The organism is Rhodanobacter sp. FW104-R8, assembly GCF_001617365.1.
In the GTDB taxonomy this organism is placed as follows: domain Bacteria; phylum Pseudomonadota; class Gammaproteobacteria; order Xanthomonadales; family Rhodanobacteraceae; genus Rhodanobacter.
The window spans coordinates 13,398-28,897 of the sequence record NZ_LVJR01000107.1 but is presented as its reverse complement, the minus strand read 5'-3'; the positions used below and the strand labels follow the sequence as shown (position 1 = coordinate 28,897).

Here is a 15,500-nt window from a genome sequence, read left to right as displayed (position 1 = left end):
GGCGAAGGCGAAGGCACCGGCACCAAAGCCGGTGGCCGCCCCGAAACCGCCGGTGAGCCTGCCGCAACCGGCGCCGACGCCCGAACTGCAGCCGGTGCCGCTGGCCGGCGAGCCGCCGGCGGTGACGCTGCCGACGCCGGTCCTGCAGCCGCCAGTGCCGCCGAAGTACCAGCCCGAGTCGGTGCGCAGGCCGCAACTGGAAGGCAACCGCGCGATGCCGCCACCGCCGTCGCTGGCGTTGCCGGAGCTGCCGCCGCAGGCGGCACCGCCGATCGCCGTCTCCAGCATCGCGCTGGATACCGAGGTGCCCCGATCCGCCGCGCCCGCCAGCGTGACGCCGGCCCGCGCCGAGCTGCCCGTTGCGCCGCCGGTGCCCGAGCTGCAGCCGGTGCCGTTGCCGGCGCAGGCCGCGCCGAGCGTGAACCTGCAGGCGCAGCTGAGCGCACCCGCGCCCACCGTGCCCAACGAGAAGCCGCAAGTGCAGGCGCCCGCCATCGAAGTGGCCGAAGCCGAACTCGAGGCGGTGCCGTTGGCGCCCGCGGCGCCGGCGAAAATCCAGCCGCAGGCGGCGAGCGAGAAGGTCAAGGTGACGGAAGCCACGCGCGAAACCGCCATCCGGCCATCCATCGCCCGGCCGCAATCGAGCGCGCCGCCGATGGTCGCCGCCACCATGCAGGCAGCCCCTGGGGCACCACCGGCGGCCGGCCCGCCTGCATCCGCGGCGGAACCCTCCGCGGCGGAGCAGGCCGCGCCCACCCCCGCCGAGGCGGATCGCGGACGCGACGTCAGCCGCGCGCCGGACGCCACTGCGCAAGGCAGCGATTTCGCTACGCCCGGCGCCGTCGCCGCCGCGCCGGCGGCCGGCAGCACGGGCACGGCCAGCGCGCCGCCGGCGGCGAAGCCGGGCAACGGCAAGCCGCAGGGGCAGGGCATCGGCCAGCCCGGCGGCGAGCAGCCCGGCGCGGCACAGGGCGAGCGGCAGGGCGAGCCGGGCGGCTACGTGCAGCTGAAGCCGCGCGGCGACACCGAGATCATGCGCCACGGCGCACCGAACATCGGCTACCAGCCGACCCGCTTCGACCAGGACTGGGCCCCGCAAGGCGAAAGCTCGATCGACACCGCGTTGCGCCGTGCGGTGGAGAAAACCAAGGTCAGCCACACCTTCCACCTGCCGCGCGGCGTGCGCGTGAAGTGCACGGTGATGCCGCTGCTGCCGGTCGCGCTGTTCGGCTGCGACAACCCCGACCCGCCGGCGAAGCCGGTCGACCCGAAGGTCTACGACCGACTGCACCTGGCTCCGGCCAATCCGCCGGCATCGCCCGCGTCCGTGGCGGGCCACACCGCCCCCGTGCCGACGGTGAAATTCGACAACAGTGCCGAATGCGCCACCGCCCGCATCGCCGGCGGCCCGCCACCACCCGGCTGCGAAGGCATCGTGCTGCCGGTAAAGCGGGCCGCGCCCGCGCCATCATCCAGCTCGTGGGTGCCGGCGAGCGACCAGTTCCATTGAGGCGCGGCAGGGCGGTTGGCTTCGCGGTGTCTGCGGCACGGCATGATGCCTTCAAGGCGTAAGGGAGCGAGGTGTCGCCGAGCGAATGGCGGCCACTCATCGTGTTCGACGGCTTACCGGGATTTCGTCGGCCTGCGCCCTTGTTGCGCGAACTGCGCTGCTCGAACGCAGGCGTGTGCGTACCTGATCCAGCAAATGCTCCAAATCTGTCAGACCCTAAGTCAGTTGAGAGAATGTTCACTACGCCGAGACACCAGCAAACGTTTTACTCTGTGATGGGCGATGTCTTCGGCAAGTCTCGCGCCTAACATCCTTCGGAGACTTCCGATCAACCCCGGGCGCATGATGCTTTTGCCCCAAGCTTTCGGGCCGCTGCCAATCATCGTGTTGTCCTTCGATTGCGCGTAGTGCAGGTCGATGCGGTGCGGTGGTAACGGACGCCAGACTGCATTTCCTTAGACGGTCTTGTGGGGTCGATGCTGCTGACCCGGACCAGGGTATAAACCGCACCCGCAGCGCGCGGCGGCGCTGCTCGGCAAGTACCCGCCGTCGGCGGAGCGCGTGTACAAGCCGGACGGCTGCATGAAGGCCGGTTGAGTCCTGCGCCTACAGCAACCGCAGCAGTTCCTTCATCAACGGCAGCCGGCGCACGCGCACGGCGCTGGCGCGGAACACCGCGTTGGCCAGCGCGGGGGCGGCGGTGGGCATGGCGAGGAAGCTGGCGCCGGCCGGCGCGCGGTCGTCGGCAACGGTGATGACCTCCACGTCGTTCGGCAGCTGCGCCATGCTGGCCAGCGGGTAATCTTTGTAGCCGCGCTGCTGCACTTGGCCGCCCTTGATGGTGATCGCCGCGTTGAGCGCGATGGACAGCGCGTCCAGCGTGGCGCCGGCCACCTGGCCCTGCAGGCCGAGCGGGTTGATCACGCGGCCGACGTCGACGGCGCAGACGACGCGCTGGATGACCAGCTTCTCGCCCTGCATCGCCGCCTCGACCGCGTGCGCCACGTAGGCGCCGTCGATGTGCCAGCAGGCGATGCCGAGGCCGTTGACGGTGCGCAGCCAGTTCTTCCATTCGATGCGGTCGGCGACCAGCCCGAGCACGTTGGCGAGGCGGCCGGTGTCCAGCGTGGCGCCGCCGTCCAGCGGCAGCTGGCGCGGCGTGCCGAGGATGCGCAGGCGCGTCTTCAGCGGATCCTCGCGCAGCAGGTGGGCGATCTCGTCGATGAAGCTTTCCGCGGCGAACGCGTTGCTGAGGTGCGGCATGCCGCGCATCGGGCCGCGCGGGGTCGCCGATTCCAGCGCGTACCAGTCGCTGCGGTAGTTCGGCACCAGCGGGGCTGGCAACGGCTCGGCCTGCAGTTCGGAGGTCCACAGGCGGTCGGCCGGCACGCCGCGGCGGGCCAGCGCGGAGGCGCTGGCCATGCGCTGGTGCCAGGCCAGCAGCTGGCGCTTGCGGTCGATGAGCGCGCTGATCCGGTGCACGCTGCCGGCACGGTAGCAGTCGTGGCCGAAGTCCTGCTCGCGCGTCCACAGCAGGCGCACCGGCCTGCCGGCGGCCTTGGCCAGCATCACTGCCTCGGCGACGTAGTCGTGGTCGAGCCGGCGGCCGTAGCCGCCGCCGACGCGCGGCACGCGGATGTCGATCTGGTCGGGCGCGAGGCCGGTCAGCCGCTGCACCACGGCCCAGGCCAGCTGCGGCGCCTGGGTGGGCACGACCAGGCTGGCGCGGTCCTTGTCCAGCCGCACCAGGCAGTTCATCGGCTCGGCGGTGGCGTGCGCCAGCCACGGCTGCACGTAGGTGGCGTCGAGGCGGTGCGCGGCCTTCCGGCCGGCGGTGTCGACGTCGCCCGCGTTGCGCACGCGCGTGGTGGGGGCGGCCTTGCCGGCGAGCAGGGCAAGCGCCTGCTGCTCCAGCGCGGCGCTGTTCTCGCCGCCGCTGGCGCCGGGTTTCCATTCGAGCTTGAGCTTGTCGCGGCCCTGCAGCGCGGCCCAGGTGTCCTCGGCCAGCACCGCCACAGCCGGGGCGATCACCGTGCTGCCCAGCGGCTGGCCCGGTTCGGGCTTGAGCTGGACGACCTTCAGCACGCCCTTCACGGCGAGCGTGTCGGTGGTGTCGACATGCGCCAGCGTGCCGTCCGGCCACGGGCAGTGCGCCAGCACGGCGACCAGCGCGTCGCCATAGTGGTGGTCGATGGCGTAGCGGACCTGGCCGGTGACGATCGCGCGCGCGTCGACGTCGCCGGCGCCCTGGCCGATCAGGCGATAGGCGGCGGGCTCCTTCGGCGGCGGCGGGTTGGCCGGCAGCGCGATCTTGCTGGCTTCCGCGGCCAGGCTGCCGTAGCCGAAGCGACGGCCGTCCGGCGCGATCACGTAGCCGTTGCTGCAGCGCAGCCGGCTGGCGGGTACGCCGATCCGGCGCGCGGCCGCCTGCAGCAGCAGCCAGCGCGCCGCCGCACCGGCCTGGCGCAGGTCGTGCCAGGCGGCGGGGATCGAGCCGCCGGTGCCGCCGAGCTGGCGCCCGTAGGCCCAGCGTGGTTTGCCGTTGTCGTTGTCCACGCCGAGGCCGAGCGGGACCACACTGACGTTGTTCCAGTCGGCGTCGAGTTCGTCGGCGATGATCCGCGGCAGCGAGGTGGCGACGCCGGTGCCGGTGTCCGGGTCGCGCGCGCCGATCAGCACCTTGCCGTCCACGTCGATGCGCACGTAGGGGCCGAGGCCGTGGATCTCGTCGCCGAACAGGGCCGGCGGCAGCGGCGCGTCGGCGGCCTCGGCGAGGCGGATGCCCACGACCAGCGCGCCGGCGCCGCCGGCCAGCACCTGCAGGAAGCGCCGGCGCGAAAGGCGGATGCCGTGGCTCATGGCTGGCCCGCCTTGCCGGCGGCGGCGCGCTTGATCGCGCGGCGCACGCGGGTCTGGCAGCCGCAGCGGCACAGGTTCGGCAACTGGTCGATGTCGGCGTCGCCCGGATGGGGCTTGCGCCCGAGCAGGTCGACGCCGGCGATCAGCCAGCCGGGCGTGCAGTAGCCGCAGCCGATCGCGTCCTCGTCGATGAACGCCTGTTGCAGCGGATGCAGGGTGCCGTCGGCGGCAGCCAGGCCTTCCACCGTGACGACCGCCTTGCCGGCCAGCGCGGCGATCGGCTGCGTGATCGCGGAAACCGCCTTGCCGTCGAGCAGCACCAGGTCGGCGCCGTTCTCGCCGTGCTCGCTGCCGTACTTGGTGCCGGTGAGCCGCAGCACGTCACGCAGGTACCACAGCAGCGGCATCTGCGGATCGCCGGTGTGGCGGTAGTGCTCGCCGTTGACCTGCAGGTCGATGCCGTCGCGCATCTTCTCCGGCACGATGCCGCTTTCCTGGCCGGTCGGCACAACCTGGGCTTGCACGGGCACCATCCATCATCTCCCTGGGAACGTATCGGCGCATTGTGGCATTGCCGTCGGCCGCTTAGGGATGCGCGCGGCTGAACAGGCGGCGCCAGAGCAGGTACGCCGGCGCACCAGCGGCCATGATCAGCAGGCCGATGCCGGTGTTGCGCGGGTTGTCGTGCAGCGACATCACCACCACCAGCGTCACCGCGGCGATGAACAGCAGCGGCAGCCACGGGTAGCCCGGCACGCGGAAGCCGCCGCTGGCGCCGTCGTGGCGGCGGTACCAGAACAGCGTGCCCACGCCGACCGCGCAGGCCAGCCAGTCGCCGAAGGTGGCATAATCCAGCAGCTGGCCGTAGCTGCCGGACAGCGCCAGCACGATGGCCCAGGCGGTCAACAGCAGCAGCGCGGTGTTCGGCGTGCGCCAGCGCGGGTGCAGCCGCGCCACCGCGCGGAAGAACAGCCCGTCCTCGCCCATCACCTGCAGCACGCGGGCGCCGGCGACCAGGGTGATGTTGCAGAAGCCGAGGGTGGAGATCGCCACGCCCAGCGCGATCACTTTCGCGCCGACCGGACCGGCTACCTGCTGCATCACGTCCGCCGCCGGCGCGCTGCTGGCGGCCAGGCCGGCGTGGCCGAGCACGGCCAGGTAGGCCACGTTGACCAGGGCGTAGGCACCGATCACCAGCAGCATGCCCAGGGTCAGCGCGCGCGGCAGGGTGCGCTGCGGGTCGCGTACCTCGCCGGCCAGGTTGTTGAGGTAGGTGAAGCCGGAGTAGGCGAACAGCACCGGCAGCGCCGCGCCGAGGAAGCCGACGCCCTGGCGTGCCGGGTCGGCGGCCAGCACCTGGCCGTGGCCGGCGCCGGCGAGGAACAGCCCGCACGTCACCAGCGCCGCCACCGCCAGCAGCTTGAGCAGGGCGAACAGGTTCTGGATCTGCGCGCCGAGGCGGATGCCGAACAGGTTGATGCCGCCGACGAAGACCAGCGCGCCGATCGTCAACGGTCGCGCCCAGGCCGGCGGCAGGCCGAACAGGGCCGCGGCGTAGCGGGCGAAGATCGTCGCCACCGCCGCGCTGGAGCCGGAGTAGATCACCAGCAGCATGGTCCAGCCGAACAGGAAGCCGGCCAGCGGTCCGAACGCCTCGCGCAGGTAGACGTAGCTGCCGCCCGCGTGCGGCCGTCGCGCGCCCAGCTCGGCGTAGCACAGTGCGCCGACCAGGGTGAGCAGGCCGGCGGCCATCCACATCAGCAGCAGCGCCAGCCCCGATTCGGTGCGCTGCGCCACGATGCCGGGGTTGAGGAAGATGCCGCCGCCGATGACGCCGCCGACCACGATCAGGGCGGCATCCCAGGGCCGCAGGCTGCGCACGTAGGTCTCGGTGGCGGGAGAGGGCGGCATGGCTTTGGCTGGCGGAAAGGACGCGACAGCATGGCGGCCGGCGGCGTGGCCGGCAAGGCCGTCGCCGCGCCGGGTCAGGGCAGCTGCAGATCGCCGCGCACGCCGATCGCGCAGGCGCCGCCGATGGTGATGGCGCCGCTGGCCAGGTCGCGGGCGACTTCCACGATGCCGTCGCGGCCGACCTCGCGGCCTTGGCTGGCGCGGTAGCGCAGGCCGTAGCCGTCGCGGTCGCCGCGCTCGCCCAGCCACGCCATGATCGCCGCGTTGGCGCTGCCGGTGACCGGATCTTCCGGAATGCCGTCGGCGGGGCAGAACGCGCGCACCGCCATCGCCGCGCCGCCTGCATGCTCGCGGCCGAACACGCCGACACCGACGGCCCGCTGCTGCAGGCACAGCGCGGCGACGGCGGCCAGGTCCGGCTGCAGGCCGCGCACGGCGGCGGCCTCGCCCAGGTTGCCCAGGATCCAGTGCGGGCCGTTGTCGACGTGGCAGGCCTCTCCCGGCGCCAGCCCGATGCGCAAGGCACGGGCGAGCGCGGCGTGCAGCGCGGCGTCCGCCGCGTCGATCCGCGCCGGCGGCGCCTGCACCCGGATCAGCCGCTGCGCGCCGCTGCCGGCCACCTGCACCGGCAGCAACCCGGCCGCGCACTCCTGGACCAGCGCGGTCTTGCCGGCGGCGACCAGGCCGGCCTCGATCGCCACCCAGGCGCTGCCGACGCTGGGATGACCGGCGAACGGCAGCTCCTGCCGCGGCGTGAAGATGCGCACGCGGTAATCCGCCGCGCTGCTGGTCGGCGGCAGCAGGAAGGTGGTTTCGGACAGGTTCGTCCACTGCGCGATGCGCTGCATGGCGGTGGTGTCCAGGCCGTCGGCGTCGATCACCACGGCCAGCGGATTGCCGTCGAACAGGCGGCTGGCGAAGACGTCCAGTTGCATGAAGCGGCGCGGCGTGGGCATGGCATCGAGGGCCGGAGGCGTGGGCGGCCACGATGACATCGGGCCGGCCCGGCGGGCAAGCTGCCGCCGACCGGCCATGCCGGCGCCAGCACCGGGACAGCCGCTTGCGGCACAATAGGCAGGTTGTGCCCGGCAAACGCCGCCGCCGGCACCGTCGTCCCGCCAGCCAGACCCGCCATGACCACCATCAAGCAAGCAGACCTGATCCAGTCCGTCGCCGACGCGCTGCAGTACATCAGCTACTACCACCCGGTCGACTACATCAAGAGCCTCGCCGCTGCCTACGAGCGCGAGGAATCGCCCGCCGCGAAGGACGCGATGGCACAGATCCTGATCAATTCGCGGATGGCCGCCGAAGGCCACCGGCCGCTGTGCCAGGACACCGGCATCGTCACCGTGTTCCTGAAAGTGGGCATGAACGTGCGCTGGGACGACGCCACCATGTCGCTGGAGGACATGGCCAACGAGGGCGTGCGCCGCGCGTACATGGACCCGGACAACAAGCTGCGCGCCAGCGTGCTGGCCGACCCGGCCGGCAAGCGCACCAACACCAAGGACAACACGCCGTCGGTGGTGAACATGTCGATCGTGCCGGGCGACACCGTCGAGGTGATCGTGGCGGCCAAGGGCGGCGGCTCCGAGGCGAAGTCGAAGTTCGCCATGCTCAATCCGTCCGACTCGATCGTCGACTGGGTGCTGAAGACCGTGCCCACGATGGGCGCCGGCTGGTGCCCGCCGGGCATGCTCGGCATCGGCATCGGCGGCACCGCCGAGAAGGCGATGCTGATGGCGAAGGAGGCGCTGATGGAGTCGATCGACATCCAGGAGCTGATCGCGCGCGGCCCCGCCAACCGCGCCGAGGAACTGCGCATCGAACTGTACGAGAAGGTCAACGCGCTGGGCATCGGCGCGCAGGGCCTGGGCGGCCTCACCACCGTGCTCGACGTCAAGGTGAAGGATTTCCCGACCCACGCGGCGAACCTGCCGGTGGCGATGATCCCGAACTGCGCCGCCACCCGCCACGCGCACTTCGTGCTGGACGGCTCCGGCCCGGTGATGCTCGACCCGCCGTCGCTGGAAGACTGGCCCAAGCTCACCTACGACGCGTCCAAGGGCCGCCGGGTGAACCTCGACACCGTGACCCGGGACGACGTCGCCAGCTGGAAGCCGGGCGAGACCCTGCTGCTCAACGGCAAGCTGCTCACCGGCCGCGACGCCGCGCACAAGCGCATGGTCGAGATGCTCAATCGGGGCGAGCCGCTGCCGGTCGATTTCAACGGCCGCTTCATCTACTACGTCGGCCCGGTCGATCCGGTGCGCGAGGAAGTGGTGGGTCCGGCCGGTCCCACCACCGCCACCCGCATGGACAAGTTCACCGAGCAGGTGCTGGCGCAGACCGGCCTGCTCGGCATGGTCGGCAAGGCCGAGCGCGGTCCCGCCGCGATCGAAGCGATCAAGAGGCACCGCTCGGTGTACCTGATGGCCGTGGGCGGCGCCGCGTACCTCGTTTCCAAGGCGATCAAGGCCTCGCGCGTGGTCGGTTTCGCCGACCTGGGCATGGAGGCGGTCTACGAATTCACCGTCGAGGACATGCCGGTGACCGTGGCGGTCGACTCGGGCGGCAGCTCGGTGCACCAGACCGGCCCGCGCGAATGGCAGGCCAGGATCGGCAAGATCCCCGTCTTTATCAAGTAAAAGCAGTGCGCGCAGCGCACACGTTTGCCTCCTCCCCCTTGGGGGGAGGATTGAGGAGGGGAGCTCCAAGGTCAGCACACCCTCCATCGAAATCCGAACAACCCGTAGGGCGGGCACTGCCCGCCGCCCCGCACGAGGCAAAGGCAAAAGCCGGCGGGCAGTGCCCGCCCTACAAAGCCGAAAGATCAAGAGCCCCCCCCTGCGGCCGAAGGAAGTTCCTTTGGGACGAGCGGGAGAGGGCCACTAGGCTGTTTGGACGTCCATACGTCCAAACGAATCGTCCGCACAAAATATTTGCAATTCCAATGCCGCAGCGCAACACTGACCTGATATCCACCCCCTGACAGCGAACCCCCGTGACTCCGCCAATTTCCGCGCCGTTGCCCCCTGACGCCCCCTGGATCGTGATGAAGTTCGGCGGCACCAGTGTCGCCACGCTTCCCCGCTGGCAGAACATCCGCGAACTGGTCGCCAGCCGCCGTGCCGAAGGCGCGCGCGTGCTGGTGGTGGTTTCCGCGCTGACCGGTATCACCGACGCGCTGAAACAGCTGTGTGGCGAGGGCGAACCGGACAAGCGCAAGGCGGCGGCCGGCGCGATCGCGCAACGTCACTACGACCTGCTCGACCACATGCAGCTGGCGCTGCCGGACACGCTCGGCTCGCGCCTGTCGGACCTGGCCGGGCTGGCCGCCAACGGCCCGGCCCCGCGCGGCGAGCTGGCCTGGCAGGCGCAGGTGCAGGCGCACGGCGAGCTGATGTCCAGCGCGCTCGGCGCCGCCTTCCTCAGCCACAGCGGGCTGTCCACGCAATGGCTGGACGCGCGCGAATGCCTGGCGGCGGTGGCGTTGCCGAACCAGAACGAGCGTACCCGGCTGCTGTCGGCGATGGTCGAGGCGAAGCCCGATCCGGCGTTGAACGCGCGCCTGGCCGTGCTGGGCGAGGTGTTCATCACCCAGGGCTTCATCGCGCGCGAGCAGCACGGCCGCACCGTGCTGCTCGGCCGCGGCGGCTCGGACACCTCGGCCGCGTACTTCGGCGCACTGCTGAAGGCGGCGCGGGTGGAGATCTGGACCGACGTGGCCGGCATGTTCACCGCCAACCCGCGCCAGGTGCCCGGCGCGCGCCTGCTGCAGCGGCTGGATTACGAGGAGGCGCAGGAGATCGCCTCCACCGGCGCCAAGGTGCTGCACCCGCGCTGCCTGTCGCCGCTGCGCGATCCGCGCGTGCCGCTGCTGGTCAAGGACACCAACCGGCCGGAACTCGACGGCACGGTGATCGGCCCCGAAGTGCGCGCGTACGCGCCCAGCGTGAAGGCGATCAGCGCGCGCAAGGGCATCACCCTGGTCTCGATGGAGTCGGTGGGCATGTGGCAGCAGGTCGGCTTCCTCGCCGACGTGTTCGCCCAGTTCAAGCAGCACGGCCTGTCGGTGGACCTGATCGGTTCGGCCGAGACCAACGTCACCGTGTCGCTCGACCCCACCGAGAACCTGCTCGATTCCGACGCGATCGCCGCGCTCGCCAGCGACCTGGCCAAGGTGTGCCGGGTCAAGGTGATCGCGCCGTGCGCGGCGATCACCCTGGTCGGCCGCGGCATGCGCTCACTGCTGCACACGCTGTCCGGCGTGCTGGCCGAGTTCGGCCAGCTGCGCGTGCACCTGATCACGCAGTCGTCGAACAACCTCAACCTCACCTTCGTGGTGGACGAGGAGGTGGTCGACCAGCTGCTGCCGCACCTGCACGACCTGCTGATCGCCGCCGGCGCGCTGCGCACCGACGAGAGCGCGCTGTTCGGGCCGAGCTGGCAGGCCCTATACGGCGGCGGCGAGGTGCCGGACGTGGCGCCGGCGTGGTGGCGCGGGCCGCAGCGGCAGCGCCTGCTGAAGCTGGCCGCCGAGGCCACGCCGCGCTACGTCTACCACCTGCCCACGGTGCGCCGGCAGGCGCGCGAGCTGAAGTCGCTGGCGGCGGTGGACCGGCTGCACTACGCGGTAAAGGCGAACACGCACCCGGCGATCCTCACTGCGCTGGCCGCCGAGGGTTTCGCGTTCGAGTGCGTCTCGCCGGGCGAGCTGGAAGCGGTCGCTGCGATCGTGCCGGAACCCGTGCCGCTGCTGTTCACGCCGAACTTCGCGCCGCGCCGGGATTACGTGTACGCCCTCGCCACCCGCGCCACCGTCACGCTCGACGCGCTGCATCCGCTGGAGCGCTGGGGCGAGCTGTTCCGCGGCCGCGAGATCGTGCTGCGGGTGGACCTGGGGCGCGGCCTGGGCCATCACGAGAAGGTGCGCACCGGCGGCAGCGGCAGCAAGTTCGGCCTGCCGCTGGACCAGCTGCCCACGTTCCTGCAGCTGGCCGACGCGCATGGCGTGACCGTGCGCGGCCTGCACGCGCACCTGGGCTCCGGCGTGCTCGACGCCGGCCACTGGGGCGAGGTGTATGCGCAGCTGGCGAGCCTGGCCGAGCGCATCGGCAGCGTGGCCTTCCTCAACATCGGCGGCGGCCTCGGCGTGCCCTCGCACCCGGGCGAGGCGCGGCTCGACATGGCCGAGCTCGACCGCGTGCTGCGCGAGGTCAAGGCGGCCTATCCGCACTACCAGCTGTGGATGGAGCCGGGCCGCTACCTGGTAGCCGATGCCGGCGTGCTGCTGGCGCGCGCGACCCAGCAGAAGGGCAAGGGCGCGTTCCGTTACCTCGGCATCGACACCGGCATGAACAGCCTGATCCGCCCCGCGCTGTACGATGCCTGGCACGAGATCATCAACCTGTCGCGGCTCGACGAACCGGCCACCGCGCTGTACCAGGTGGTCGGACCGATCTGCGAGAGCGGCGACGTGCTCGGCACCGACCGGCGCCTGCCCGAGGCGCAGGAGGACGACGTGATCCTGATCGCCCAGGCCGGGGCCTACGGCAAGGTGATGTCCTCGCACTACAACCTGCGCGACGAGGCCGACGAGATCATCATCGAGTGAGCCATTGCCCCCTCTCCCCTGCGGGGAGAGGGTTGGGGTGAGGGGCACGCCGCGACGGAGCAGCAACGAAGGAGCGCTTCAGGATGAAACGCCAGAACGTGGATCGGGCACGTGGATTACGCCAAAGCATGACGGACGCCGAGCGGAAGCTCTGGCATCGGCTGCGCAACCGGCAGTTGTGTGGTTGCAAATTCCGCCGCCAGCACGAAATCGACCACTACATCGTTGATTTCGCTTGCATGGAGGCGATGCTGATCATCGAGTTGGATGGTGGCCAGCATGCAGAGCAGGTGAGTTACGACGAGCACCGCACCCGACATCTGCAAGCCAAGGGTTACCGCGTGCTGCGGTTCTGGAACAATGAAGCATTGACGAATATCGAGAGCGTGCTTGAGGTGATCCTGGAGGCTGTGGCAAAGCCGCCCCCTCACCCCAGCCCTCTCCCCGCAGGGGAGAGGGGGCAGTTCGCACCGGAGAGCGAAGAGTGACGATGACAATCCAGCCCCGCCTCACCAAGGTGTTCCGCTTTGTACGCGCGCACTACGCCGACGGCGTGGCCGAACTGGCGTACGCATTCGACGACGGCGCGGAACTGGTCGAGCGGATCCGTTTCCCGCAGGCGCCGGCGCTGCCGCGCGAGCGGCAGGCGGCGTTCGACGCGGCGCTGAAGTTGCTGCACCTGGTCGCCGGCGTGAGCTACTACAAGGCCGGCGTGCCGCCGCGGATCGAAGTGGCCGATGGCCCGTTCGACGACGCCACCGCCGAGCTGCTGGACCAGCTCTACCTGCACGGCCTGGCCGAGTTCGCCTATCGCAACGGGCTGGATCTGCGCGGGCGTATAAGCTTTCCGCGAAGCACGACACCCCCCTCTCCCCGGCGGGGAGAGGGTCGGGGTGAGGGGATGGATTTGCCGCAAGCTCCCGCGCTGAACCTGCCCAAGCGCACCCTCGTCCCGATCGGCGGCGGCAAGGATTCGCTGGTGGCGGTAGAGGCGATCAAGTCGATCGGCGGCGAGGCCACCGCGGTGTGGGTGGGCAATTCCGCGCTGATCGCGGCCTGCGCCGAGCGCACCGGCCTGCCCACCCTGAACATCCAGCGCGAGCTGGCGCCGGGCCTGTTCGAGCTGAACCGGCTCGGCGCGTGGAACGGACACATCCCGGTGACCGCGGTGAACTCGGCGATCCTCGCCGTGACCGCGATCCTGTACGGCTACGACTCGATCACGTTCGCCAACGAGCGTTCCGCCTCGGCCGCCACGCTGGAGTACGAGGGCCAGCAGGTGAACCACCAGTGGAGCAAGAGCCTCGCGTTCGAGACACTGCTGGGCGACTGGCTGCACACGCACGTGGCCAGCGATCTCGACTACTGCTCGCTGCTGCGGCCGTACTCGGAGCTGGCGATCACCCGCGCGTTCGCGAAGCTGACGCCGTACTTCGACGTGTTCTCCAGCTGCAACCGCAACTTCAAGCTGCTCGGCCCGAAGCCGGTCGACCGCTGGTGCGGGCAGTGCCCGAAATGCCATTTCGTGTTCCTCGCGCTGGCGCCGTTCCTGCCCAAGCCGAGGCTGCTGGCGATCTTCGGCCGCAACCTGCTGGACGATGACAGCCAGGCGGCCGGCTTCGACGCGCTGCTGGAATACCAGGACCACAAGCCGTTCGAGTGCGTGGGCGAGGGTGCCGAGGCGCGCGCCGCGATGTACGCGCTGAGCCAGCGGCCGGAGTGGCAGGAGGATGCGCTGGTCGAGCGCTTCCGCAGCGAGATCCTGCCGCAGCTCGATGCGGCGCAGTTGGAGCTGGAGCCGTGGCTGCAGCCGTCGCCCGAACATCGCGTGCCGGTTCGATTGCAGGGCGCGCTGGCGGCGATCGGCTGATGCGCCTTGCCGACCTGATCGGTCGCCGCGTCGCGGTGTGGGGCTTCGGCCGCGAGGGCCGTGCGGCGATCCGTGCGCTGCGTCAGCGCTGTGGCGAGCAGCATTTCACGCTGTTCTGCAGTGCGGGCGAAGTCGACGCGGCACGTGCGTTCGATCCCGCGCTGGGCATCGTTGCCGGCGAACCGGACGCGGCGATGCTCGGCCAGTTCGATGTTGTGGTGAAGTCGCCCGGCATCTCGGCGTACAAGCCGGCGCTGCTGGTCGCGCAGGCGCAGGGCACGCAGTTCACCTCCGGCACTGCGCTGTGGTTTGGCGAGAATCCCGACGCACGCGTGATCGCGGTCACCGGCACCAAGGGCAAGAGCACCACCAGCGCGCTGATCGCGCATCTGGCGCGGAGCCTGGGCGTGCGCACCGCGCTCGCCGGCAATATCGGCCTGCCGCTGCTGGAGCTGCTCGGCCAGCACGCCGACCTGTGGGTGATCGAACTGTCCAGCTTCCAGACCGGCGAGGCCGGCCCGCTGCAACTGGGCGTGATCACCAGCCTGTACGAGGAACACCTCGACTGGCACGGCTCGCGCGAGCGCTACCTGGCCGACAAGCTGAAGCTGGCCGACGCCGCGCGCATGCTGCTGGTCAATGGCCAGCAGCCGGGCCTGCTGGAGCGCACCGCCGCCCATCCGCATCGCCTCAAGTTCGGCACGCCGGAAGGCTGGCGCGTGCATGATGGCGCGATCCGCCGCGGCGGGCAGGCGGTGTTCGACATCGCCGCGCTGGCGGCGCCGGGCCTGCACAACGCACTCAATGCCTGCGCCGCGCTGGCCGCGCTGGAAGCCAGCGGCATGGACGCGCTGGCCGCCGCGCCAGCGCTGGCCCGCTTCCGTCCGTTGCCGCACCGCCTGCAACCGCTGGGTGCGCACGATGGCCTGCACTGGGTCAACGACTCGATCAGCACTACGCCGCTGGCGACCCTGGCCGCGCTGGAAAGCCTGCACGGCCGCGCGGTAACGGTGCTGGTCGGCGGCCATGACCGCGGACTGGACTGGACGCCGTTCGTCGATGCCGTGCGTGAGGCGCCGCCGAACGCGATCGTCTGCATGGGTGCCAACGGCGCGCGCATCGAGGCGGCGCTGCGCAGCGCCGGAATACATTGCCCGATCATGCGCGTCGACGACCTCGCCGGCGCCGTGGCCGAGGCGAAAGCGCATACCCCGTGTGACGGCGTGATCCTGCTGTCACCCGGCGCGCCCAGCTTCGACCAGTTCAAGGACTACGCCGAACGCGGCCGCCGCTTCGCCGCGCTGGCCGGCTTCGACGCCGCGATCACCGGCATCGAAGGCCTGGGCATCTCATGATGTTGACGACAACGTCTACTTGACCGGTGCATTCCTAATGGCGATTGCATATCGCCCGGCTCGCCCGGCTGCACGTGCAGGGTCACCCGCCAGTCCTTGCCGACCGGCTGCAGGTCGCCGGTGACGGTGGCGTCGTAGTAGCCGTACGGCTCCAGCGCGGATTTCACCTGGCCGGGCGCGCCCTCGTACAGGCGCCGCGCCTGGGCGTCGCTGACGTCACGCGTGGCGTATTGCGACAGCTCCACGCCCGCGATCGCCGCCGCCTTCGGCGGGTCCGCGACGCCGTCCACCACCAGTTGCACGCTGGCGTGCGCCTGCGGCGCGAACAGCAACAGAAGCAGCAGGTTCAGGCGTCGGGGGCAGCGGCGCATGCGT

Annotated in this window: 11 protein-coding genes; 6 read left to right on the top strand and 5 right to left on the bottom strand. The window is 70.9% G+C overall.

Going from position 1 to position 15,500, the window contains the following annotated elements; genetic code table 11:
- A partial coding sequence (locus tag RHOFW104R8_RS13890) for a hypothetical protein (protein WP_068205451.1) occupies window positions 1-1,510 on the top strand: 1,510 nt, incomplete at its 5' end.
- A gap of 606 nt (window positions 1,511-2,116) precedes the next feature.
- Here the strand turns inward: RHOFW104R8_RS13890 and RHOFW104R8_RS13885 are convergent.
- The 4 genes from RHOFW104R8_RS13885 to RHOFW104R8_RS13870 form a co-directional block, all read right to left on the bottom strand.
- Window positions 2,117-4,369: a xanthine dehydrogenase family protein molybdopterin-binding subunit gene (locus RHOFW104R8_RS13885; protein ID WP_068096052.1), complete on the bottom strand. Its 2,253-nt coding sequence runs from the start codon at window positions 4,367-4,369 to the stop codon at window positions 2,117-2,119.
- Complete coding sequence (locus tag RHOFW104R8_RS13880) at window positions 4,366-4,902, bottom strand: (2Fe-2S)-binding protein (RefSeq protein ID WP_068096050.1); 537 nt, start codon at window positions 4,900-4,902, stop codon at window positions 4,366-4,368. Before RHOFW104R8_RS13880 ends, RHOFW104R8_RS13885 begins: the two co-directional genes overlap by 4 nt.
- A 52-nt stretch (window positions 4,903-4,954) precedes the next feature.
- The gene (locus tag RHOFW104R8_RS13875) at window positions 4,955-6,280 is read right to left on the bottom strand and encodes an APC family permease (RefSeq protein ID WP_068096048.1); all 1,326 of its coding nucleotides are present in this window, start codon (window positions 6,278-6,280) and stop codon (window positions 4,955-4,957) included.
- Window positions 6,281-6,354: 74 nt separating this feature from the next.
- Entirely contained in the window at window positions 6,355-7,236 is an 882-nt protein-coding gene (locus RHOFW104R8_RS13870) for a PhzF family phenazine biosynthesis protein (RefSeq protein ID WP_068096046.1), read from the bottom strand.
- A 177-nt stretch (window positions 7,237-7,413) separates the two neighbouring features.
- Here RHOFW104R8_RS13870 and RHOFW104R8_RS13865 point away from each other — a divergent pair, with 177 nt between their 5' ends.
- From RHOFW104R8_RS13865 to murD, 5 genes are all read left to right on the top strand, one after another.
- Complete coding sequence (locus RHOFW104R8_RS13865) at window positions 7,414-8,931, top strand: fumarate hydratase (protein ID WP_068096044.1); 1,518 nt, start codon at window positions 7,414-7,416, stop codon at window positions 8,929-8,931.
- 407 nt (window positions 8,932-9,338) lie between these two features.
- Window positions 9,339-11,900 carry a bifunctional aspartate kinase/diaminopimelate decarboxylase gene (locus tag RHOFW104R8_RS13860; protein ID WP_068096042.1) on the top strand — a complete coding sequence of 854 codons (2,562 nt, stop codon included), beginning with the start codon at window positions 9,339-9,341 and terminating at the stop codon, window positions 11,898-11,900.
- Between the two features lie 83 nt (window positions 11,901-11,983).
- On the top strand, window positions 11,984-12,388 hold the full coding sequence (locus RHOFW104R8_RS13855) for an endonuclease domain-containing protein (RefSeq protein WP_068096040.1): 405 nt from the start codon (window positions 11,984-11,986) through the stop codon (window positions 12,386-12,388).
- Window positions 12,385-13,770: a UDP-N-acetyl-alpha-D-muramoyl-L-alanyl-L-glutamate epimerase gene (gene murL / locus RHOFW104R8_RS13850; RefSeq protein ID WP_082823636.1), complete on the top strand. Its 1,386-nt coding sequence runs from the start codon at window positions 12,385-12,387 to the stop codon at window positions 13,768-13,770. The genes RHOFW104R8_RS13855 and murL overlap by 4 nt, the downstream gene beginning before the upstream one ends.
- On the top strand, window positions 13,770-15,125 hold the full coding sequence (murD, locus tag RHOFW104R8_RS13845) for a UDP-N-acetylmuramoyl-L-alanine--D-glutamate ligase (protein WP_068096035.1): 1,356 nt from the start codon (window positions 13,770-13,772) through the stop codon (window positions 15,123-15,125). Before murL ends, murD begins: the two co-directional genes overlap by 1 nt.
- On the opposite strand, the gene RHOFW104R8_RS13840 is transcribed toward murD, so the two are convergent.
- Window positions 15,041-15,496, bottom strand: a complete 456-nt coding sequence (locus tag RHOFW104R8_RS13840; RefSeq protein ID WP_068096033.1) for a POTRA domain-containing protein — start codon at window positions 15,494-15,496, stop codon at window positions 15,041-15,043. The two genes, murD and RHOFW104R8_RS13840, sit on opposite strands and share 85 nt — an antisense overlap.
- Between the last annotated feature and the right edge of the window lie 4 nt (window positions 15,497-15,500).